Source organism: Streptomyces sp. CG 926 (assembly GCF_003148825.1).
In the GTDB taxonomy this organism is placed as follows: domain Bacteria; phylum Actinomycetota; class Actinomycetes; order Streptomycetales; family Streptomycetaceae; genus Streptomyces.
Genome location: NZ_QGGZ01000005.1, coordinates 427,842 through 449,449 on the forward strand (window position 1 = coordinate 427,842; position 21,608 = coordinate 449,449).

General features: G+C 72.0%; 21 protein-coding genes and 1 tRNA gene. 10 read left to right on the forward strand and 12 right to left on the reverse strand.

What is annotated here, in order from left to right; translation table 11 throughout:
• Positions 1-120 precede the first annotated feature (120 nt).
• Complete coding sequence (locus tag BCL76_RS16690; protein ID WP_309136840.1) at positions 121-1,272, reverse strand: low temperature requirement protein A; 1,152 nt, start codon at positions 1,270-1,272, stop codon at positions 121-123.
• Positions 1,273-1,571: 299 nt separating this feature from the next.
• Between BCL76_RS16690 and BCL76_RS16695 the strand changes: the two genes are divergently transcribed.
• Positions 1,572-1,784 (forward strand): hypothetical protein, encoded by a 213-nt coding sequence (locus tag BCL76_RS16695; RefSeq protein ID WP_109780253.1) that lies wholly within the window; start codon positions 1,572-1,574, stop codon positions 1,782-1,784.
• Between the two features lie 22 nt (positions 1,785-1,806).
• Here BCL76_RS16695 and mscL read toward each other — a convergent pair whose 3' ends face one another.
• The 9 genes from mscL to BCL76_RS16735 form a co-directional block, all read right to left on the reverse strand.
• Entirely contained in the window at positions 1,807-2,292 is a 486-nt protein-coding gene (gene mscL / locus BCL76_RS16700) for a large conductance mechanosensitive channel protein MscL (RefSeq protein ID WP_181382584.1), read from the reverse strand.
• 123 nt (positions 2,293-2,415) lie between these two features.
• Complete coding sequence (locus BCL76_RS38995; RefSeq protein ID WP_309136841.1) at positions 2,416-2,859, reverse strand: hypothetical protein; 444 nt, start codon at positions 2,857-2,859, stop codon at positions 2,416-2,418.
• A 386-nt stretch (positions 2,860-3,245) separates the two neighbouring features.
• Complete coding sequence (locus BCL76_RS16710; protein WP_109780343.1) at positions 3,246-3,803, reverse strand: carboxymuconolactone decarboxylase family protein; 558 nt, start codon at positions 3,801-3,803, stop codon at positions 3,246-3,248.
• Between the two features lie 106 nt (positions 3,804-3,909).
• Positions 3,910-4,197 carry a hypothetical protein gene (locus BCL76_RS16715; RefSeq protein ID WP_146228390.1) on the reverse strand — a complete coding sequence of 96 codons (288 nt, stop codon included), beginning with the start codon at positions 4,195-4,197 and terminating at the stop codon, positions 3,910-3,912.
• On the reverse strand, positions 4,178-4,396 hold the full coding sequence (locus BCL76_RS38565) for a hypothetical protein (RefSeq protein ID WP_146228391.1): 219 nt from the start codon (positions 4,394-4,396) through the stop codon (positions 4,178-4,180). The genes BCL76_RS16715 and BCL76_RS38565 overlap by 20 nt, the downstream gene beginning before the upstream one ends.
• A gap of 65 nt (positions 4,397-4,461) precedes the next feature.
• Positions 4,462-5,295 (reverse strand): S-methyl-5'-thioadenosine phosphorylase, encoded by an 834-nt coding sequence (locus BCL76_RS16720; protein ID WP_109780257.1) that lies wholly within the window; start codon positions 5,293-5,295, stop codon positions 4,462-4,464.
• An 81-nt stretch (positions 5,296-5,376) separates the two neighbouring features.
• Positions 5,377-5,700 (reverse strand): FmdB family zinc ribbon protein, encoded by a 324-nt coding sequence (locus BCL76_RS16725; protein WP_030761807.1) that lies wholly within the window; start codon positions 5,698-5,700, stop codon positions 5,377-5,379.
• Between the two features lie 67 nt (positions 5,701-5,767).
• Positions 5,768-7,192, reverse strand: a complete 1,425-nt coding sequence (locus BCL76_RS16730) for an MFS transporter (protein ID WP_109780258.1) — start codon at positions 7,190-7,192, stop codon at positions 5,768-5,770.
• A gap of 409 nt (positions 7,193-7,601) precedes the next feature.
• Positions 7,602-9,125: a potassium/proton antiporter gene (locus BCL76_RS16735; RefSeq protein WP_375137933.1), complete on the reverse strand. Its 1,524-nt coding sequence runs from the start codon at positions 9,123-9,125 to the stop codon at positions 7,602-7,604.
• A gap of 215 nt (positions 9,126-9,340) precedes the next feature.
• Between BCL76_RS16735 and BCL76_RS16740 the strand changes: the two genes are divergently transcribed.
• Positions 9,341-12,220, forward strand: coding sequence for a penicillin acylase family protein (locus BCL76_RS16740; protein ID WP_109780260.1), 2,880 nt, complete (start codon positions 9,341-9,343; stop codon positions 12,218-12,220).
• Here the strand turns inward: BCL76_RS16740 and BCL76_RS16745 are convergent.
• Positions 12,217-12,834 carry a 5-formyltetrahydrofolate cyclo-ligase gene (locus BCL76_RS16745; protein ID WP_258309741.1) on the reverse strand — a complete coding sequence of 206 codons (618 nt, stop codon included), beginning with the start codon at positions 12,832-12,834 and terminating at the stop codon, positions 12,217-12,219. The two genes, BCL76_RS16740 and BCL76_RS16745, sit on opposite strands and share 4 nt — an antisense overlap.
• A 95-nt stretch (positions 12,835-12,929) precedes the next feature.
• Between BCL76_RS16745 and galU the strand changes: the two genes are divergently transcribed.
• The 7 genes from galU (at position 12,930) to BCL76_RS16780 (ending at position 18,427) form a co-directional block, all read left to right on the forward strand.
• Entirely contained in the window at positions 12,930-13,832 is a 903-nt protein-coding gene (galU, locus tag BCL76_RS16750) for a UTP--glucose-1-phosphate uridylyltransferase GalU (protein ID WP_109780262.1), read from the forward strand.
• A 4-nt stretch (positions 13,833-13,836) separates the two neighbouring features.
• Entirely contained in the window at positions 13,837-15,210 is a 1,374-nt protein-coding gene (gene glp / locus BCL76_RS16755; RefSeq protein ID WP_181382585.1) for a molybdotransferase-like divisome protein Glp, read from the forward strand.
• A gap of 73 nt (positions 15,211-15,283) precedes the next feature.
• On the forward strand, positions 15,284-15,763 hold the full coding sequence (moaC, locus tag BCL76_RS16760; RefSeq protein WP_030012065.1) for a cyclic pyranopterin monophosphate synthase MoaC: 480 nt from the start codon (positions 15,284-15,286) through the stop codon (positions 15,761-15,763).
• Between the two features lie 104 nt (positions 15,764-15,867).
• Complete coding sequence (locus BCL76_RS16765; protein ID WP_309136846.1) at positions 15,868-16,389, forward strand: MogA/MoaB family molybdenum cofactor biosynthesis protein; 522 nt, start codon at positions 15,868-15,870, stop codon at positions 16,387-16,389.
• A 17-nt stretch (positions 16,390-16,406) separates the two neighbouring features.
• Positions 16,407-17,051, forward strand: coding sequence for a GNAT family N-acetyltransferase (locus BCL76_RS16770; RefSeq protein ID WP_109780263.1), 645 nt, complete (start codon positions 16,407-16,409; stop codon positions 17,049-17,051).
• 180 nt (positions 17,052-17,231) lie between these two features.
• The gene (sepX, locus tag BCL76_RS16775) at positions 17,232-18,275 is read left to right on the forward strand and encodes a divisome protein SepX/GlpR (RefSeq protein WP_109780264.1); all 1,044 of its coding nucleotides are present in this window, start codon (positions 17,232-17,234) and stop codon (positions 18,273-18,275) included.
• 78 nt (positions 18,276-18,353) lie between these two features.
• A tRNA-Ala gene (locus tag BCL76_RS16780) sits at positions 18,354-18,427 on the forward strand.
• Between the two features lie 667 nt (positions 18,428-19,094).
• On the opposite strand, the gene BCL76_RS16790 is transcribed toward BCL76_RS16780, so the two are convergent.
• The gene (locus tag BCL76_RS16790) at positions 19,095-20,081 is read right to left on the reverse strand and encodes an aldo/keto reductase (RefSeq protein WP_109780265.1); all 987 of its coding nucleotides are present in this window, start codon (positions 20,079-20,081) and stop codon (positions 19,095-19,097) included.
• A 129-nt stretch (positions 20,082-20,210) separates the two neighbouring features.
• Here BCL76_RS16790 and BCL76_RS16795 point away from each other — a divergent pair, with 129 nt between their 5' ends.
• Complete coding sequence (locus BCL76_RS16795; protein ID WP_109780266.1) at positions 20,211-21,560, forward strand: CoA transferase; 1,350 nt, start codon at positions 20,211-20,213, stop codon at positions 21,558-21,560.
• The last annotated feature ends 48 nt before the right edge of the window (positions 21,561-21,608 follow it).

Below are 21,608 nucleotides of genomic sequence, written 5' to 3' on the forward strand. Positions count from 1 at the left end.
TCGTTCTGCGCTCTAGAACGGCGGCGGGGGCACGGGGGTGACGGTTCGCCGGGGCGCGTGCCCGGGCCGGGTCCCGGGCACGCGCCGGGGTACGGGTGGCGGGTGCGGGCGGTCCCGGGCTCAGACGGCGGTGCCGGTGGTCGCGCCGGCCCGCGTGGAGAGGGCCAGGCCGACGGCCACCGTCAGCACCCCGACGAGGCCCGCCCACAGGACCGCGTACGTACCCGACCAGGTGCAGGCGAGCGTCACGAGGGCGGACACCGGCAGGACCAACTGCTGGGCGAGGCCGCGCTTGAAGTGGCGGGAGTGCAGCAGCCACACCATCAGCAGGAACAGCGCGCTCGGGACCATCACGGCGGCGTTCGCGGCGACCTGGGAGATGTGCGCCTTGCCGACCGCGTGCTCGACCGCGACCTCGATGCCGGCGCCGATCGCCGCACCCGAGAGGAAGATCAACAGATGTCCGTAACCCCACGGGATGGCCTCGCGGTTGGACGTCAGGTGCTGGTGCATCGGCACGGCGAAGTAGATCCACCACGCGGCGAAGACGATCAGCAGCCCGCCCGCCGCGATCGGCAGCAGCTGGTCCAGCGCCTCGTGCTCGTCGATCGCGGACTTCACGGCCACCGTGGCCGCCGCGATCGTCTCGCCGAGCACGATGATGGTGAACAGGCCGTACCGCTCCACGATGTGGTGCGCGTGCCAGGGCGTCTGGTGCCCGCGTTCCGCGATCACCGGAACCGCCAGTTCGGCGACGAGCAGGACGAGGAACGTCCAGCGCTTCAGGTCGTCGGGGACGAACAGCAGGCCGATCCAGCCCAGCTGGCAGATCACCAGTCCGGCCGCGTACTTCAGCGCCGCCGCCCGGGCCTCGCCCTGCTCCCCGGAGGCGGCCCGCAGCCACTGCGCGGTCAGGGCGACGCGCATGATGATGTAGCCGGTGACCGCGACCGTCCAGTCGTTGTCGTCGAAGGCCCGGCTCACCCCGGCCGCGTACACGAGCACACCCGCGATCTGCACGAGCGTCGCGATCCGGTACGGGACGTCGTCCACGTCGTACGCAGAGGCGAACCAGGTGAAGTTCATCCAGGCCCACCACACGCCGAAGAACACGAAGAAGTAGCCGACCACCCCGGCACCCGGATGGCCCTCCGCGAGCGAGTGCACCAGTCGGGCGCCGGCCTGGGCGATGGCGACGACGAAGCAGAGGTCGAAGAACAGCTCCAGCGGCGTGGAGGCTCGGTGGAGCTCGTCGGGGCTGCGAGCGGTCATGGGGGAGTAGGCCATACCGGCCAGGAGACCAGAGGCAGCAGCCCGGGGCAGGGCGGACGCGCGGCCCGCGCGGCCGGTGTGCCCCGGGCGGAGGCGAGGCGCGGGTCCGCGGCCCTGAGGAGGCCGCGGCCGCAGGCGGGCGCCGCCACGGGACCTCCATCGGCATCAGGACCACGTGCCCGGCGGCCGGAAGGGGCGAGGGGGTCGGAGAGGGCGAGGGGGGCGGAGGGGGCGAGGGGGTCGCGGGGATGGACCCCGGGGTTGCCGGGGCGGCGCGGGGGCGGCCGTACCCTGGAGGCATGAGCAGCACCCCCGCACCCGACCCGCGGCCCTCGCGTACGGCCCCCGGAGCCGACCAGCCCCGGCCGAAGCCCCGGCTGATCTTCGACGACCCGCTGGACCAGCAGTCCTCGGACGACACCGACCGAGGCTGGGGCGAGCGGCCGCCCGCCGGCGGAAGCGCGGCCGACCTGGCCCGCTTCCTCGACGAGAAGCCCCCGCACCACGTCTGACCGCCCGAGGCGGCCGAACAGGTCAGAACCCGTCGCGTGAACCGGTGGGGGCCGTCCCGCCGCGCTGTGCGACCAGCTCGTCCCGGATCTCCTTCAAGACCTCCAGCTCGGTGATCTCGACAAGCTCCTGGACGCCCTCGCGGGCCTTGCGACGGGCCTCCTGTCGCGCGAGGTACTTCGCCATCGGCAGCACCATCAGGAAGTACACGACCGCCGCGGTGATGACGAAGGTCAGCGTCGCGTTCAGCACCGAGCCCCAGAGGATCTCGACGCCCGTCGGCTGGCCGTTCGCGCCGATGCCGCAAGGGGCCTTGAGACAGGACTTGTAGCCGTCCAGGCTCTGCGTGCCGACCGCGCCGACCACCGGGCTGATGATCCCCTTGACCACCGAGTTCACGATGTTCGTGAACGCGGCGCCGATGACCACGGCCACCGCCAGGTCGACCACGTTGCCGCGCATCAGGAAGGCCTTGAAGCCTGCCAGCACGCTCTCCTTCTTCTTGCTCACCACTGAGCCTCTCTTCACATCTGCCGAACATGGAGCCAACGGTTCCGAAAGCTACGGCAGTCCGGCGGCGATGTGTCCAATCGGGCCTCATCCCGAGGTGAATTGACTGGCCGTGTGTGCGAATCAGCACAACGTCACCGCCAGTCGGGTCGTGGCGCCTGCGCCCACGAGAACCCGCGCGGTGTCCCGTGGCACGGACAGCACCACCAACGCCCCACCGTCCGCAACACCCTTGTCCGGATCGGGTACTTCGCCGACCAGCGCCCCTGCGGCCACCACCTCGGGTGGTCCGCTGCGCTCCGCCGCGACCACGTCCACCCGGTCGCCGGGCCGTAGCAACCGCACCGTCGCGGCGTCCGCGATACGCACGGGAGCCGACACCATCCTGGCCGCGGCGGGTGGCGCCGCACGCTGAGAGGCCCGCACCTCGGGCCGGGCGGCGCCCCGCGAGGCCTGCGCCTCCGCCCCGCCGACCGCCACGGCCGCCGCCACGACGGCCAGTGCGGCCGAGGCGGCCCGCCGCCTCCGGCCCACGGCCCGGCGCAGCCGGTCCCCGCCCCGCCCCACGCGAAGCGGCGCGAACGCCGGGACCGGGCGCCCCGGCGGGCACGCGGACGCCGTCGCGCACGCGGCAGGAGCCCGGGAGCCCTGGGAAGCGGAGGAAGCGGCAGAGGCGGCAGAGGCGCAGGAGACGGCGGAAGTGGAGGAAGCGGAGGAAGCGGAAGGAGCGGAGCAGACCGAAGGGGCCGCGGACGTACGGGACATGACGAACACCACCAGACCGAGTGAGTTGCTGTGCCCGGACCCGGCGCCCGGACACCTCTCACGATCCGGCCTCACAAGGAATCCCGTCGGGGCCTGTGGACGATCCCCAGGTTGTGGACAACGCCGTCACGCTGCTGTCTCCGTGGTCGGCGTGGGGGAGGTCGGTGTTCGCGCCGTCATTGTCGAGGTCACCGGTCGGCCGGGACCTGGCAGGCCTCCGCGAAGCCCTGACCGGTCAGGCCGAAGGCGCTGTTGACGCGCGAGCGCCAGTTCTCCAGCGCGACCATCGCGGTGAGCTCGACGAACGCCTCCTCGCCGAGCCGCGCGATCAGATCCCGCGCGAGCTCGTCCGTGACCGTCGGCTCGGTCTCCGTCATGGCCTCGGCGTACTCCATGACGAGCAGCTCCAGCTCGGTGAACACCTCAGGGGCCTCCCGCCACCGCGGCACCCGCTCGATCTTCTCCGTCGGCACGCCCAGCTCGTGGCCCTCCCAGTAGCCGAAGTCCATGCACCACGAGCAGTTGATGCGGGCCGCCGCCGCCATGACGGCGAGGTGCTTCAGCCCGGCGTCGAGCGCATGCCACTTCGCCACGCTCCGCTCCAGCCGGAGGTACGAGAGGAGCACGCGCGAGTGGTGCCCGTAGGCCTGCCCGGGGTCGAGCACCTTGCCGTACCTACGGCGCGAGTACCAGCCTCCGAGCCGCAGCAGCAGGGTGCGGGGCGGGGTGAGCGAGATACGGGGCATGACAGTCATCTCCCGGGCCGGGGCGGTCTTCGTTTCCGCCTTCACCAGGGAGGACCGGACAGCCGGTCGGGATGTGACAGTCCGCGGCGGGTTTCCGGGCGCCTGCTCAGCCTTGCGCCGCGGGAGCGATCCCGAGCGCGCCGACGAGCCGGTCGGTGAGCTCCTCCGCGCAGGGCGCGGAGCCGGTGAGAACGGCCCGGATCCCGTCCGGGTCGGCGGTCAGACCGCCCGCGGCGGCCCGGTCGAGCGCGCCCGCCAGGGCCGCCTCCACCGGGAACCGGTCGACGGGTATCTCGTAGTGCTCGGCCGTGTCCCGGTTCAGCAGTGCCTTCCAGCGGCCCCCGGCGAAGGTGGCGGCCTCGACGAAGCCGACGTCACTGTCCAGGTAGGCCACCGTGAGCACCGGCGCCCCGGTCCGCCGCGCCAGCAGCGCCGCCGCCGTCGCCGCGCCGTCCGGCCGGTCGGGGCACCGCCGACCAGCCACCGCCCAGGTCCTCGTCGCCGTCGACGCCCGCGTACCCGGCCTCCGCCGCGAACTCACGCAGCTCCGCCACCGTGGCGTGCGCCACGGCCGTCCCGCCCCAGTTGCCCATGCGCGCAGGCTAGGTGAGGCCACTGACAACGGCGCCCGCGCGCCCTCCGCCCTCGGGGCAGGCGGCTACGGCAGCTCGATGCCCAGGTCCCAGCCGTCGTGCGCGTGCGTGCACAGGCAGGCCCGGGTCTCCGAGGCCGGCAGGGCCGCGACCGCGTCGAAGAGGACCTCGCGCAGCCGCCCGACGTTCTCGCCGAACACCTTCAGAACCTCCGTGTGGGACACGCCCTCACCGGTCTCCGCGCCCGCGTCCAGGTCCGTGACCAGGGCCATCGAGGTGTAGCAGAGCCCCAGCTCGCGGGCGAGGACCGCCTCCGGGTGACCGGTCATGCCGACCACCGACCAGCCCGCCGCCGCGTGCCACCGGGATTCGGCCCGCGTGGAGAAGCGCGGTCCCTCGATGACGACCATGGTGCCGCCGTCCACCGGTTCCCAGTCCCGCCCGCGGGCCGCCGCCAGCGCCACGGACCGGCCCACCGGGCAGTACGGGTCGGCGAAGGTGGTGTGCACGACGTTCGGTACCGAACCGTCCGGCAGCGGCTCACCGTCGAAGAAGGTCTGGGCGCGGGCCTTCGTCCGGTCGACCAGCTGGTCGGGGACGAGCAGCGTGCCCGGCCCGTACTCGGCCCGCAGACCGCCGACCGCGCAAGGGCCCAGTACCTGGCGGACGCCGACCGAGCGCATGGCCCACAGGTTGGCCCGGTAGTTGATCTTGTGCGGCGGGACGGTGTGGCTGCGCCCGTGCCGGGGCAGGAAGGCCACCTGGCGCCCGGCCAGCTCACCCATGTAAAGGGAGTCGCTCGGGGGTCCGTAAGGGGTCTCCACCTGGATCTCGGAGACGTCCTCCAGGAAGGAGTAGAAGCCCGAGCCGCCGATGACACCGATCTCTGCGTTCACCATGCGGTCCACCCTAAGGCCCTGCCGTGGGCATGCCGAAGGCCCCACTGCCGGTAGGGGCGGCGGGGCCTCGGGGAGAAGCGATCAGGCGGCCGACGTGGAGCTGCTGCTGCTCGACGAGCTCGACGACGTCGAGGAGGACGAGGCGGCGGGAGCGGCGGCAGCGGTCGACGTCGAGGACGACGAGGAGCTGGACGACGGCTTCGAGGCAGGGGTGCTGCTCGACGACGCGCCACGGCTGTCGTTCCGGTAGAAACCGGAGCCCTTGAAGACGATGCCGACCGCGGAGAACACCTTCTTCAGGCGTCCGTCGCAGCTCGGGCACACGGTCAGTGCGTCATCGGTGAACTTCTGCACGGCCTCAAGGCCCTCACCGCACTCGGTGCACTGGTACTGGTAGGTCGGCACGAATTTCCTCCTGGCACTCTCACTCAATGAGTGCTAACGACGCTCCATGGTGACGTATTCCGGCGGATCAGTCCACCGTCACCGGCACGCGGTGACCGATCCCACGCTCGTTCACCCGGTTACGGGATCCCGGTACGTCGGTGGTCCGGGTGGTCGTCCGGCCCTCGGCCGGGATCGTCACCCGCTCCGTGACCTGCGACTTCGCGGGAGCCGCGGGCGCGGTCCCCGACGCGGGCGCGGCCTCCTGCGCGGACGCGTTCACGATCCGGCTCGGGGCCTTCGGGGCGAGCTTCGCGCGCAGCGCCAGCAGGGCGGCCAGCGCGAGCGCGGTGGCACCCAGGGGTACCAGGAAGCCGAACGAGGATCCGTGCGCGTCCGTCAGTCGGCCGGCCAGGATGACGGCGACGGCCTGACCGAAGGCGATCGAGCCGGTCAGCCAGGTGAAGGCCTCGGTCCGGGCGTTCGCGGGGACCAGCTGCTCGACCATCGTGTAGCCGGTGATCAGCGCCGGGGCGATGCACAGACCGACGACCAGGCCGAGCGCGCCCAGCAGGATCATCGAGTTCGCCGCCCACAGGACGGAGGCGGCGGCGGTGAGGCCGATGTAGCCCAGGATCAGCCGGCGACGCGGGCCGATCTTCCAGGCGATGGCGCCCATGGCGATACCGGAGATCATGTTGCCCGCGGCGAAGACGCCGTAGAGCAGGCCGTTGGCGCCGGGGTTGCCGATCTCTTCGGAGAAGGCGGCGAGCGAGACCTGCATGCCGCCGAAGACGGCGCCGATCCCGAGGAAGGCGAAGATCAGGACGCGCAGGCCCGGGAAGGACAGCGCGAAGGCGCGCTTCTCGCCGGTCGCCGACGGGGCGTGCGTCTTGGGCTGGGTGGCCCGCTGGGCAGCGAACAGCAGGCCGCCGAGCAGGGTCAGCGTGGCCTCGGTGACCAGGCCGGCCGCCGGGTGGACGCCGGTGCACAGCGCGGTCGCGAGGACGGGGCCGACGACGAAGGTGAACTCGTCGGTGACGGACTCGAAGGCGGCGGCCGTCGGCAGCAGCGGCGAGCCCTCCAGCTTGGCGGCCCAGCGCGCCCGGACCATCGGTCCGACCTGCGGCACCGAGGCGCCGGCGGGTACTGCGGCCAGCGCCAGCGCCCAGAGCGGAGCGTCCAGCAGCGCGAGCGCGGCCAGGCCGGTGACGGCGGCGGAGTGCGCGAGGACCACGGGCAGCAGGACGGCGGTCTGGCCGAAGCGGTCGGTGAAGATGCCCATCAGCGGAGCGGACAGGGCCATGGAGATACCGGTGACGGCGGCGACGATGCCGGCGCTGCCGTAGGAACCGGTGGTGTGCTGGACCAGCAGCAGGATGCTGATCGTCAGCATGCCGAAGGGGAGTCGTGCTGCGAAGCCGGGGAGTACGAAGCCGAGGGCGCCGGGAGTGCGCAGCAGCTGCCCGTAGCCGGGGCGGGCGGACGTGTCGGACGTGACCGCGGATGTCACGGCCTTGCCTTTCCGCTGCCTGGTAGAGCGTCCCCGTCTGCGGACGGTGCTTCGCCTTGTGAGCGGCCGCACCCGTACATGTGGGAGCCCCGAGAGCTGTCCTCTTGCGCAGAACCGAGTGATACCTGGGCGCCCACTACGGGGTGGTGCCACGGCCGCTTTGCGGTCGCGCCAGCTCTGCGTCAGGCAGAGTTGGTTCGATCTGGTGTGCCTTCATCATACAGGGAAACCCACTACCACGCCCTGTGAATTCGGTGACAAGGGGTGTCTTCACCTGGGATTAACGGCTGCTTCGCATGTAAAGAGCCCGGAAAAGCAGTCAAAAACGGGCATATCTCAGCGAATTCGGCTGAATTAGAGCGTTGCTCTAACTTGTTCGAGCGTCGCTCGAACCAACGGGAGCGTTGCTCTAACGGGAAACGGGTCCGCCCGTGCCCAGCCATCCCGCGAGCTTGCCGCCCCGGGCCACCGCCCGCAGTCGCGCCTCCGCCGCGTCCCGCACCGGGTCCGTGGCCACCACCAGCAGCTCGTCCCCGCGCCGCAGCACGGTCGACGGCGCCGGTACGAAACTCTTCGCGTCCCGGACGACGAGCGTGACCGAGGCCCCCGGCGGCAGCCGCAGCTCGCTGACCTCCACGCCGTGCATCCGCGAGCCCGACGGGATGGAGAAGGACAGCAGGTGTCCGCGGAGCTTCTCCAGCGGCGCCGACTCGATCCCGAGGTCGAGGGCGGCCTCCTCCTCGTCGCCGAGGTTCAGCTTGCGCGCGAGCCAGGGCAGGGTCGGCCCCTGCACCAGGGTGTAGACGACGACCAGCACGAAGACGATGTTGAAGACCCGGTCGCTGCCCTCGATCCCGGACACCATCGGGATGGTCGCCAGGATGATGGGCACGGCCCCGCGCAGGCCCGCCCACGACATCAGCACCTGTTCCTGCCAGGAGAGCCGGAAGGGCAGCAGGCTGATGAACACCTCCAGGGGCCGCGCCACCATCGTCAGCACCAGCCCGATGATCACGGCGGGCCAGAAGTCGCGGACCAGCTCGTGGGGGGTGACCAGCAGGCCCAGCAGCACGAACATGCCGATCTGGGCGATCCAGCCGAGTCCGTCGGCGAAGCCCCGGGTGGCCGGCCAGTGCGGCAGCTTGGCGTTGCCGAGCACCATCGCCGCCAGATACACCGCGAGGAAGCCGGAGCCGTGCGCGATGGCGCCGGCCGCGTACGCCACGATCGCGATGGCCATCACGGCGATCGGGTAGAGGCCGGAGGCGGGCAGGGCGACGTGCCGCAGACCGTACGCCCCCAGGAAGCCCACGGTCAGGCCGATCGCGGCGCCGATCGCCAGCTCCAGGGCGATCTTGCCGATCAGGAGGTACCACTCGTCCACCGGGCCGACGGTCGAGAAGGCCACCACCAGGATCACGACGGGTGCGTCGTTGAAACCGGACTCGGCCTCCAGGACGCCGGTGATCCGCGCGGGCAGCGGGACCTTGCGCAGCACGGAGAAGACGGCCGCCGCGTCCGTCGAGGAGACCACCGCGCCGATCAGCAGGGCCTGGCGCCATTCCAGTCCGACCAGGTAGTGCGCCCCCGCCGCCGTCACGCCCACGCTCACCGCGACGCCCACCAGTGACAGCATGACCGCGGCCGGCAGGGCCGGCTTGATCTCTTTCCACTTGGTGCCCAGACCACCCTCGGCGAGGATCACGACGAGCGCGGCATAACCGATGACCTGGGTCAGCTCGGCGTTGTCGAAGACGACGTTGCCGATGCCGTCCTGGCCTATCGCGATGCCTATGCCGAGGTAGATGAGCAGGCTGGGAAGACCGCTGCGTGAAGAGATGCGTACCGCCGCCACGGCGACGAGCAGCACGAGCGAGCAGACCAGCAGAAGCTCATTGAGCGTGTGGACAGTCAGCGGGCGGCCCTCCTCAATGCGCCCGGTGGATCGATCCTCCCGGCGACAAGTTCGGCAAGTAGTTCGTTACCTTACCTAATCTTTGACGCGCCCTTTACGCGATAACCACATTGTGAAACGCCTGTTCGCCCCTGTCCTCGTCAGCTCCACCCCTGGCGGATCAACGAAGTCGGTCCTGCGCCTATGGTTGCTCCCAGCACTCCCAGGACCACCCTGCCCCTCTAAGGACAGCGATGCCCGCCAACGAAACCGCTCCTCCCGTCAAGAAGAAGGGACGACGCGCCCGTCTGATCGTGCTCGTCCTGGTCCTGGCTCTCGTCGCGGGCCTCGGCTACGGGGCGTACTGGAGCGTGGACGGCGTGCGCGCCTCCTTCCCCCAGACGACCGGCTCCCTCAAGGTGCCGGGCCTGACCGGGACCGTCGACGTCAAGCGCGACGCCCACGGCATTCCCCAGCTCTACGCAGACAACGACGACGACCTCTTCCGCGCGCAGGGCTTCGTGCACGCGCAGGACCGGTTCTGGGAGATGGACGTACGGCGTCACATGACGTCCGGCCGGCTCTCCGAGATGTTCGGTTCCGGCCAGGTCGAGACCGACGCCTTCCTGCGCACGCTGGGCTGGCGCCAGGTCGCTCAGGCCGAGTTCGACACCAAGCTGTCGCCCGAGACCAAGAAGTATCTCCAGGCCTACGCCGACGGGGTCAACGCGTACCTGAAGGGGAAGTCCGGCAAGGACCTCTCCGTCGAGCACGCGGCGCTGAAGCTCAGCGACGACTACCAGCCCGAGCAGTGGTCGCCGGTGGACTCGGTGGCCTGGCTCAAGGCGATGGCGTGGGACCTGCGCGGCAACATGCAGGACGAGATCGACCGCGCGCTGATGGCGACCAAGCTCTCCCAGGCGCAGATCGACGAGCTCTACCCGCCGTACCCCTACGACCGGAACAAGCCGATCGTCGAGGGCGGCAAGCTCGACGGCGGCAAGTACACCCCGCAGGGCGTCACGGGCAGCGGCTCCGGCACCGGAACCGGCTCGGGCAGCGGCTCCGGCGGCAACACCGTCGGCGGCCAGACCTCGACCGTCACGGGTCCGATCGGCGCCCCGGCCGACGCACCGGCCAACGGGTTGGCCGACAACGTCGCCGCCCAGGGCGCGACCGTGGGCCTGCGCACCCAGCTGGGCTCCCTCGCCGACACCCTGGACAAGATCCCCGCGATCCTCGGCCCCAACGGCAGCGGCATCGGCTCGAACTCCTGGGTCGTCTCCGGCAAGTACACGACCACCGGCAAGCCGCTGCTCGCGAACGACCCGCACCTGTCCCCGCAGCTGCCCTCGGTCTGGTACCAGATGGGCCTGCACTGCCGCGCGGTCTCGGCCCAGTGCCAGTACGACGTGGCCGGCTACACCTTCTCGGGCATGCCCGGCGTGGTCATCGGCCACAACGCCGACATCGCCTGGGGCATGACCAACCTCGGCGCCGACGTCACCGACCTCTACCTGGAGCAGGTCAAGCCCGAGGGCTACGTCTACGACAACAAGGTGCTCCCCTTCACCACCCGCGAAGAGGTCATCAAGGTCGCGGGCGGCGACAGCAAGAAGATCACCGTCCGCACCACCAACAACGGCCCGCTCGTCTCGGACCGCAGCGAGGAGCTCGGTACGGTCGGCAGCCGCGCCCCCGTCGCCAGCTCCGCCCCCGACCGCGGTGACGGCTACGCCGTCGCCCTGCGCTGGACGGCGCTGGACCCGGGCAAGTCCATGGACGCGGTCTTCAAGCTCGACCGGGCCAAGACCTTCGACGACTTCCGCAAGGCGGCCGCCGACTTCGAGGTCCCGTCCCAGAACCTGATCTACGCCGACAACAAGGGCCCCAACGGCAACATCGGCTACCAGGCCCCCGGCCGCATCCCGGTGCGCGGCCAGGGCGACGGTCGGATGCCCGCCCCGGGCTGGGACTCCAAGTACGCCTGGAAGGGCGCCAAGGACGGCAACGCCGGCTACATCCCGCAGAACGAGATGCCCTGGGACCAGAACCCGTCCCGCGGCTACATCGTCACCGCCAACCAGGCGGTCGTGGAGCCCGGCACCGGCGCCGGCAAGTACCCGAACCTGCTGACCACCGACTGGGGCTACGGCGCCCGCAGCCAGCGGATCAACGACCTCATCGAGGCGAAGATCAAGGACGGCGGTCGGATCTCGACCGACGACATGCGCACCATGCAGATGGACAACAGCAGCGAGATCGCAGCGCTGCTGACCCCGATGCTGGCGAAGATAGAGGTCTCGGACCCGGGCGTGCGGGCCGCGCAGAAGCTGCTCGACGGCTGGAACTACACGCAGGAGTCCGACTCGGCGGCCGCGGCCTACTTCAACGCGGTCTGGCGCAACATCCTCAAGCTGTCCTTCGGCGACAAGATGCCCAAGGAGCTGCGGATCGAGGGCAGCTGCATGAGCGTCGTCGGCAACGGCACCGGCCCGGCCGACGACCTCGCCAAGACGGTCCGCGAATGCGGCACCCGCGGCTCGGACTCGGCGCAGCCCGACGGCGGCGACCGCTGGTTCGAGGTGGTCCGCCGCCTGGTCAAGGACGAGAAGTCGCCGTGGTGGACCTCGCCGAGGACCGTCACCCTGCCGGCCGCCACCAACCGTGACGAGCTCTTCGCCCGGGCCATGCGCGACGCCCGCTGGGAGCTGACCGCCAAGCTCGGCAAGGACCAGTCCACCTGGAGCTGGGGCCGCCTGCACCAGCTGACGCTGAAGAACCAGACGATCGGCACCGAGGGCCCCGGCTTCATGCAGTGGCTCCTCAACCGCGGCCCGTGGGACGTGGGCGGCGGCGAGGCCACGGTCAACGCGACCGGCTGGAACGCCTCCAGCGGGTACGGGGTCACGTGGGTGCCGTCGATGCGGATGGTCGTGAACCTCAACGACCTCGACAAGTCGCGCTGGATCAACCTCACGGGTGCCTCGGGGCACGCGTACAACGCGCACTACACGGACCAGACGACGATGTGGGCCAAGGGCGAGCTGCTGGAGTGGCCCTTCGGCAAGGACGCCGTCGACAAGGCCACGGTCGACACCCTCACCCTCAAGCCCGAGGGTGCCGGTTCCTAAGGACGGCTGAAGCGGCGCACCCCTGACGGGGTCGCCACCGCTCGTACGGGGTGGTCGTGCGGTTCCTCCGGGACCCGCGCGACCACCTCTTCGTCGTAGAGGAGCACCACCAGCGCGGGATGCGCCCCGGCGCGCTCCAGCCGCTCCAGCACCCGGTCGTACGAGCCTCCGCCGCGGCCGAGGCGCATCCCGCGCCCGTCCACCGCGAGCCCGGGCAGCAGGACGGCGTCGGCCCCGGTGACCGCGTCCGGTCCGAGCGCGGGGCCGGACGGCTCCAGCAGCCGCATCTTGCCCGGGTGGGCGGCCTCGGCGAGCGAGGCCGGGCCTTCGTACGCGGCCCAGTCGAGGTCGTTGTCGGGCAGCAGCAGCGGGAGCAGCACCCGCTTGCCGGCCGCGCGCAGGGCGTCGAGGAGATCCCGGGTGCCGGGTTCGGTGCCGATCGAGACGTACGCCGCCACCGTGCGGGCGTCGGCCAGTTCGGGCAGTTCGAATGCCCTGACGGCGAGTGCGGTGGCCGCCGTACGGCACTGTTCGGGGGACAAGGCGCGGCGCGCGGAGAGCAGCTCTCGGCGCAGTTCGGCCTTGGCGGAAGCGGTGTGCGGGTTCTGTGCCACGAGGAAATCAAATATCCTTCCGAATCGGGGCATATCTGTATCTACCTGCTGCGATCTCGTCCGGTGTTCGACGGAAGGCCACTATCGTTCGGGGCATGACTATGTTGCACCCCGTGATCAAGAAGGCCGTGATTCCGGCTGCTGGCCTCGGTACCCGCTTCCTCCCGGCGACCAAGGCGACCCCGAAGGAAATGCTCCCGGTGGTGGACAAGCCGGCCATCCAGTACGTGGTCGAGGAGGCCGTCGGGGCCGGGCTCGATGACGTTCTCATGATCACTGGGCGTAACAAGCGTGCCCTGGAAGACCACTTCGACCGGAACTACGAGCTGGAGTCGGCGCTCATCGCCAAGGGCGACGACGACCGCCTGAAGAAGGTCCAGGAGTCCAGCGACCTGGCCACCATGCACTACGTCCGCCAGGGCGACCCGCGGGGCCTGGGCCACGCGGTGCTGTGCGCCGAGCCGCACGTCGGCCGCGAGCCCTTCGCCGTCCTGCTCGGTGACGACCTCATCGACCCGCGTGACCCGCTGCTGCGCCAGATGGCCGACATCTACGCCCGCACCGGCGGCACCGTCATCGCGCTCATGGAGGTCGACCCGGCCAACGTCCACCTCTACGGCTGCGCCGCCGTCGAGGCCACGGACGAGGAGGACGTGGTCCGCATCACCGGCCTCGTCGAGAAGCCGGATCCCGAGGACGCCCCCAGCAACTACGCCGTTATTGGACGCTACGTCCTCAACCCCGCGATCTTCGACATACTGCGGGAGACCGAGCCGGGCCGCGGTGGGGAGATCCAGCTCACCGACGCTCTGCAGAAGCTGGCCGCCGACGAGACCGTCGGCGGTCCGGTGCACGGCGTGGTCTTCCGGGGCCGTCGCTACGACACCGGGGACCGCGGCGACTACCTGCGGGCCATCGTCCGCCTCGCGTGCGAGCGCGACGACCTGGGCCCCGAGTTCCGCACCTGGCTTCACCGTTACGTCACGGAGGAGATGTAGCACCTTGAGCAGTTCCGCACCGCAGCATCCACGCCTGGCGGGCGGCCACCGTCTGTGGTCCGTGGACGAGCACCTCGCGGACGTCCTCTCGGCCGTCCGGCCGCTGGAGCCCATCGAGCTCCAACTGCTGGACGCCCAGGGCTGTGTCCTGGTCGAGGACGTGACCGTGCCCGTCGCCCTCCCGCCCTTCGACAACAGCTCCATGGACGGCTACGCCGTCCGAACGGCCGATGTCCAGGGTGCGAGCGAGGAGTTCCCCGCGGTGCTGACGGTCGTCGGGGACGTCGCGGCGGGCAGCGGTGAGCTGCCCACCGTGGGCCCCGGCGAGGCTGCCCGGATCATGACCGGCGCCCCGCTGCCGCCCGGCGCGGAAGCCGTCGTACCGGTCGAGTGGACCGACGGCGGCACGGGGGGTGGCGCGGCCGCCGGGATGACCCCCGCCAGCGCCGCCCCCGAGCAGGCGAGCGGCGAGGTCCGGGTGCACCGCGCCGCCGAGGCGCGGGCGCACGTCCGCGCGCGCGGCAGCGACGTACAGGCCGGTGACCTGGCCCTCGCCGCCGGCACCGTCCTGGGGCCGCCGCAGATCGCCCTGCTCGCCGCCATCGGCCGCGGCACCGTACGGGTGCGGCCCCGCCCCCGCGTGGTGGTCATGTCCACCGGCAGCGAGCTGGTCCAGCCGGGCGAGGCGCTCGCGGCGGGCACCATCTACGACTCCAACAGCTTCGCGCTCGCCGCGGCCGCGCGGGACGCCGGCGCCATCGCCTACCGGGTCGGCGCCGTCGCGGACGACGCCGACACCCTGCGCGCCACCATCGAGGACCAGCTGATCCGGGCCGACCTGCTGGTCACCACGGGCGGGGTCAGCGTCGGCGCGTACGACGTCGTCAAGGAGGCGCTGTCCTGCGTCGGGCAGTCCGACGCGGGCGAGAGCGAGGGCGAGGGCCAGGACGTCGACGGCGGCCGGATGGACTTCCGCAAGCTCGCCATGCAGCCCGGCAAGCCGCAGGGCTTCGGCACGATCGGCCCCGACCACACCCCGCTGCTGGCGCTGCCCGGCAACCCGGTGTCCTCGTACGTCTCCTTCGAGCTGTTCGTGCGGCCCGCGATCCGCGTCCTCATGGGGCTGCCGGAGTCCGAGGTCCACAGGCCGAGCGTGCGCGCGGTGCTGAGCGCCGACAAGGCACTCGGCTCCCCGGCCGGCCGCCGCCAGTTCCTGCGCGGCAAGTACGACGCCGAGAGCGGCACGGTCGCCCCGGTCGGCGGATCGGGCTCCCACCTGATCGCCGCGCTGGCCCACGCGGACTCCCTGATGGTCGTACCGGAGGACGTCACCTCGGTGGAGCCGGGGACCGATCTGGAAGTGATCCTGCTCGGCTGAAGTCGGGCCGGTGCGGGTAGCGTGTGTCGCACCACACAGGCTCCCCGGGAGCCCAGAGCGGAGCGGCGCAGCAATGAGTACCGAAAGCAGGCTCACCCACATCGACGAGGCCGGCGCGGCCCGGATGGTCGACGTGTCCGGGAAGGACGTCACCACCCGGACGGCACGGGCCAGCGGACGCGTCCTCGTCGCCCCGCGGGTGATCGAGCTGCTGCGCGGCGAGGGCGTCCCCAAGGGCGACGCCCTCGCCACCGCGCGCATCGCCGGGATCATGGGGGCGAAGAAGACCCCCGACCTGATCCCGCTGTGCCACCCGCTGGCCGTCTCGGGCGTCAAGGTCGACCTGCGGGTCGCCGACGACGCGGTCGAGATCCTCGCCACCGTGAAGACGACCGACCGCACGGGCGTCGAGATGGAGGCGCTGACCGCCGTCGCGGTCGCCGGCCTCACCGTGATCGACATGGTGAAGGCGGTCGACAAGGGCGCGGTCATCACGGACGTCCGGGTGGAGGAGAAGACCGGCGGCAAGTCCGGCGACTGGGCCCGCTCGTGAACGCCCCGCGCGGCGGCGACGTGCACAGCCACAGCCACAGCCACAGCCACAGCCACAGCCAGAGTCCCGGCCACGGTCCCGGCCGCCACACCTCGGCCGAACCGGTGGGGGCCCCACAGGCACTGGGCCGGGCGCTGGTCGTCACGGCCTCGAACCGCGCCTCGCAGGGCGTGTACGCGGACAAGGGCGGCCCGCTGCTGGCCGAGGCCCTGGAGGGGCTCGGCTTCACCGTGGACGGCCCGCGGGTCGTCCCGGACGGCGATCCCGTGGAGCAGGCGCTGCGCGAGGGCGTGGCCGCCGGGTACGAGGTCATCCTGACCACCGGCGGGACCGGGATCTCGCCGACCGACCGCACCCCGGACGCCACCGCGCGCGTGCTGGACTACGAGATCCCCGGCATCCCGCAGGCCATCCGCGCCGAAGGCCTGGCGAAGGTGCCGACCGCGGCCCTGTCCCGGGGCCTGGCGGGCGTCGCCGGGCGCACCCTGATCGTCAACCTCCCCGGCTCGACGGGCGGGGTGCGCGACGGCCTCGCCGTCCTGGCCCGCGTCCTGCCGCACGCGGTGGACCAGATGCGCGGCGGCGACCACCCCCGACCGGCGGCATCCTCCGGGAGCCCGAGCTGAACGGCCCGACCTGGCCGGTGGTCCTGTCGGACGGCGATGTCACGCTCCGACCGATAAAGCTGCGGGACCAGAAGGCCTGGCGCGAGGTCAACCGGCGCAACCGTGACTGGCTGCGACCGTGGGAGGCCACGGTTCCGCCGCCCGCGCCGTGGGGGCCGGTGGTCCAGCGGCCCACGTACCGCCAGATGGTCCGCCATCTGCGGGCGGAGGCGAACGCGGGTCGGATGCTGCCCTTCGTCATCGAGTACCAGGGCCGGCTGGTGGGCCAGCTGACGGTCGCCGGGATCACCTGGGGCTCGATGTGCGCGGGCCACATCGGCTACTGGGTGGACCGAGAGGTGGCGGGTCGCGGTGTGATGCCGACGGCGGTCGCGCTGGCCGTGGACCACTGCTTCGGGAAGGTCGGCCTGCACCGGATCGAGGTGTGCATCCGCCCCGAGAACATCCCGAGCCGACGGGTCGTGGAGAAGCTGGGCCTGCGCGAGGAGGGGCTGCGGCCGCGCTATCTGCACATCGACGGGGCCTGGCGCGACCACCTCGTCTACGCGGTGACGGTCGAGGAGGTCCCGGAGGGGCTGCTGCGCCGTTGGCATCGGGCGCGCCGCTCGTCGTCCCCGCCACCCTCACCTTCCTCGCCGTCCTCGCCTTCCTCGCCGAAATAGCGAGGACCGTCCCGAACGCCGATAAACGAATATCTGTTCGAATTAATCGCCTCGGGTAACCGATTCGCCCATAACCTGATCCGAAGAATCACAAAAAAAGTCCGTGATATCAGCGAGATCGCGCGACACACCGGCCCAATTGGCCGATCCCCTCGGCCGCGCCCCTCTACGGTGTGAGGTGTGAGCAGCAGCGGCCTCATCTACGCAGTCATTGTCGGGGCCTGGGCCGCCTACTTGGTGCCCATGTGGCTCCGGAGGCAGGACGAGCTGAACGAAGCCCGTCCGACGGAACGCTTCTCCACCGCCATTCGGCTGCTTTCCGGCCGGGCGGGCATGGAGCGCCGTTACGCCAAGGGGCTGCGTGAGCGCGGTGACGAGCAGGCGGAGCCCCAGCCCCACGCGGACCCGGACGCCGCGACGGAGACGGTCGATTCCGTCGACGCCGACGCCCGGGCCTTCGCCGTGCCCGCGACCAGGGCGGAGCCGAGGCCGGCCACCGTCGAACGCGAGCAGCGCGCGGAGCGGGCCCGGCGCGAACAGCGCCTTCAGGTCCTCGCGCGCCGCCGGCGCACCACCGCGCTCCTCTTCCTGGTCTTCACCCTCGGCGCGGTCGTCGCCGCGGTCGGCGGCCTGCACTACCTGTGGGCGCCCGCCGTGCCCGCCCTGCTGCTGAGCACGTACATCGTGCATCTGCGGGTCCAGGAGCGACGGCGCTACGAGTTCACCATGGACCGGCGGCGCGCCGAGGCGGCCGCGCGGCAGCTGCGGGAGAACCGCCCGAGCCGCCGCGAGCCCGAGGCCGCGTCGGGCAGCAGCGAACCGGACCCGGCGCCACCGGTTTCCCCGCAGGAGGCCGGCCGGCGCGCACTGGTCGAGCAGACCGACCACGCCGAGTGGGTGGACCAGCAGCGCGAGCGCGAACGCGGCCCCGCCCGCGGTGAGAGCTGGGAGCCCGTCCCGGTCCCGCTCCCGACGTACGTGACCGCCCCGGTGGCCCCCCGCGCCACGGGCCCGGCGGCCCCGGACGCCTGGAGCGCTACCCGCTCCAGCACGGCCGAGCCGACGGAACCCCGCCTGCGCGCCCAGCCCGCGGCCCCCAAGTCCGAGCTCAAGTCGGACCCGAAGCCCCAGACCACGCCGCGCCCGCGCGGCCAGGGCCGGGGGCGCACCCCGCTGTTCGACCAGTACGAGGGCGAGGACCGCCCGCGCGCCGCGAACGAGTGATCGATGACCTGCGCGGACGCTCCGGGATATCGGTTTTGGAGCACCCGCGCGGGGATGCTAATGTTTCACACGTCGCAAGGGCCTGTGGCGCAGTCTGGTAGCGCACCTCGTTCGCATCGAGGGGGTCTGGGGTTCAAATCCCCACAGGTCCACAAACGACAGTTCGCGAGTAGCTCTCGGGAACGTCATGAGATCCCGTCCGGTCGAAAGACCGGGCGGGATCTCGGCGTTTGTGGGGGCGGCCCCCCCGGGTCGGTCACCGGCTGTGTTCCCGGACGAGGCGGTGGAGTTCGGCGGCCGAGTCGGTGGCGAGGCGGTAGATGCCCTGGACGCTGACGGAGCGGAGCAGTTCGCCGTCCACGACGTACTTGAGGGTGCGGTCACCTCGGCGGGAGGTGTACGAGAGCCGTCCCAGCAGATCGGCCGGGACGGCCGTGCCGAAGTCGAGCGCGGACCGGGCGGTCCGAGCACCACCTCGGTGACGCAGCCCGCCTTCAGCGCCCGCCAGTCCAGCAGCTTCGGGTAGTCGTCGTCGTGGAGCTCCGCCCCGGCGTCCTCGTACGGGATGATCCGCGACACCTCCATGGCCCCCAGCACATGGAGCCGCTTGCGGAACGCCCGGACGGGGAAGACCGTGTCGCCCGGCCGGACGCCCGCCCGGGCGAAGCTCGGCAGCGACTGGTGCGGGCCGCCGAACAGCATCGTGAGGCGCTGCCCGGCGTGGCCCGCGCGTTCCAGCTCGCGGCACAGGTCGTTGGTCCACAAGGTCGTGTAGGAGTTCGGCACGGGAGAACGGTAGGGGCACCCTCCGACAAGAGGTCAGCCGGCCGCGTCGAGCCTCGTGCGCTGGTCCGGGGTGAGGTCGAGGTCGACCGCGGCCAGGCTCTCCTCCAACTGGGCCACCGAGGAGGCGCCGACCAGAGGCAGGACCGGTATGTCGCCGCCCATCAGCCAGGCCAGCACCACCTGGTTGACGGTGGCTCCGGTCTCGGCGGCCACCGCGCGGACCGCGCGCAGCCGCGGTTCGGTGCCCGCGTGGTCGAAGCCAGGGCCCAGCGGCTTGTCCTCGCGGACGTAGGCGCCGGCGATCAGTGGGGAGTACGCGACCTGCGTCAGCGACGGGTCGTCCCGGAGATAGCTGAGCAGATCGCCACCGACCAGACCCTGGTTGCCGTCCGGCGAGCGCAGGCTGGGGAGATCGGTGCGCTGGCGCAGGTAGCTGTGGTGGTGCTGGAGCACCTCGTAGCCGGGGACGCCGGCCGCCGCGGCCAGCGTACGGGCGCGCTCCACCCGCCAGGCCCAGTGGTTGCTCGCGCCCAGGAGGCCCGCCGTGCCGTCCGCGACGACCTCCGCGAAGCCGCGGACGGTCTCCTCCAGCGGGGTGTTCTCGTCCATGATGTGCGCGTACAGCAGGTGGATGCGTTCGATGCCGAGCCGCTCCCGGCTGCGCTCCGCGGACTCCCGGATCACCTTCGCGGACAGACCCTCCACGTCGAGGCTGAAGCCGCTCGTGGGCCGGTTGGGGCGGGCGCCCAGCTTGGTGGCGACGGTGATCTCGTCGCCGACGCCGCGGCTGCGCAGCCAGCGCCCGACCAGCTCCTCGCTCTCGCCGCCCTGGGTGCCGTTGACCCAGAACGCGTAGTTGTTGGACGTGTCGACGAAGGTGCCGCCCGCTTCCACGAAACGGTCGAGGATCGCGTACGAGGTGGCCTCGTCGACGGTGGTGCCGAAGGTCATCGTGCCGAGGCTCAGCACGCTGACTTCGCGGCGGGTCTCGGCGGCGGTGCCGATGACGCGGTACTTCACGGTGATGCCTTTCCGTTCAGGGATGCCCGGCCCGCAGGCCGGCCGCACAACGTACCCGACGCCCTCGGCGCGGTGAAGTGGTTGTCGCCGCAGCCGTGTTGGGGGCGGCGGGTGGGTGAAGATGCGGTCATGACGATCGGTGAGGAACGGGACGACACGACGGCTGCGGCCTGGGAGGCGCTCGGCGGGGCGCCCGAACTCGTCGGGCGGGTCCGCTACCGCGGGGTCGGCGACCTGGGAGAAGGTCCGCTGCCGGTGGCCGAGTTGGCGCGCGCCACCGTCGCGGTCTGCGAACTGGCCGCCGGAGAGCTCGCCGCGGTGCGGGCCGGAGGCGGGGTGGAGGACGTGGCCCCGGTGGTGGTGGACGAGGGCGCGGTGGCCACGGCGTTCGTCAGCGAGCGGCACCTGCGGGTCGAGGGGCGCGCACCGGTGACCTTCGCGCCGTTGTCCGGCTTCTGGCGGACGGCGGACGGCTGGGTCCGCACCCACGCCAACTACCCGCACCACGAAGCCGCCTTGGTGCGGGCCCTGGGGCTGCCGTCGGCGACGCCGGAGGCGGTGCGCGCCGCGGTCGCCGGGCGGACGGCCGTCGAGGTGCAGGAGCTCGCGTACGGGGAGGGCGGACTCGCCGTCGCCGTGGCCCGGGAGTACGGGGACCCGCAGCCGCTGCTGGAACCCGTACGGGAAACAGGGGCGCGGGGCCGCCCGCTCGGCCCGGCTCCGGCCGGCCGGCCCGCTGCGGGGGTGCGGGTACTGGACCTGACCCGGGTCATCGCCGGGCCCGTCGCGACGCGCCCGCTCGGGCTGCTGGGGGCGGACGTGCTGCGGATCGACCCGCCGGGGCTGCCGGAGGCGGACGACGCGTACGCGGACACCGGCTTCGGGAAGCGGTCGGCGCTGCTGGACCTTGCGGAGGCGGGGGACCGGGCCGTCTTCGAGGGGCTGCTCGCCGAGGCGGACGTGGTGGTGACGGGCTACCGGCCGGGGGCGCTGGAACGGTACGGGTTCGGGTCTCGGGAGCTGCTGGAGCGGTGGCCGGGGCTGGTGGTGGCCGAGCTGTGCGCGTGGGGGTGGCGGGCGCGGGGGCCCTGGGCGGGGCGGCGGGGGTTCGACTCGCTCGTGCAGGCGGGGTACGGGATCGCTGCCCGGTGCGGGGGGCCCGACGGGGTGCCCGGGGTGCTGCCGGCGCAGGCGCTGGACCACGGGACGGGGTATCTGGTGGCGGCCGGGGTGCTGCGGGCGCTGGCGGAGGGGGGTGGGCGGGGGCTGCGGTTCTCCCTCGCCGGGACGGGGTCATGGCTTGCACGGGGGGTCGCGCCTGTGGGCGGCGGTGCGGGTGACGCGTACGCGGCGGAGCCGTGGCTGCGGGTGACTCCGTCGGGGTACGGGGTGCTGCGGCACGCCGCCAGTCCCTTCGGGGAGTGGGGGGCGGGGCCGTCCCGGTGGGGGACGGACCCGGCGGTCTGGCTTCCGCGGTAGGGCGGGTGGGCGGGTGCGGCGCCGTTGCCGGGGGCGCCGCCCCGGACC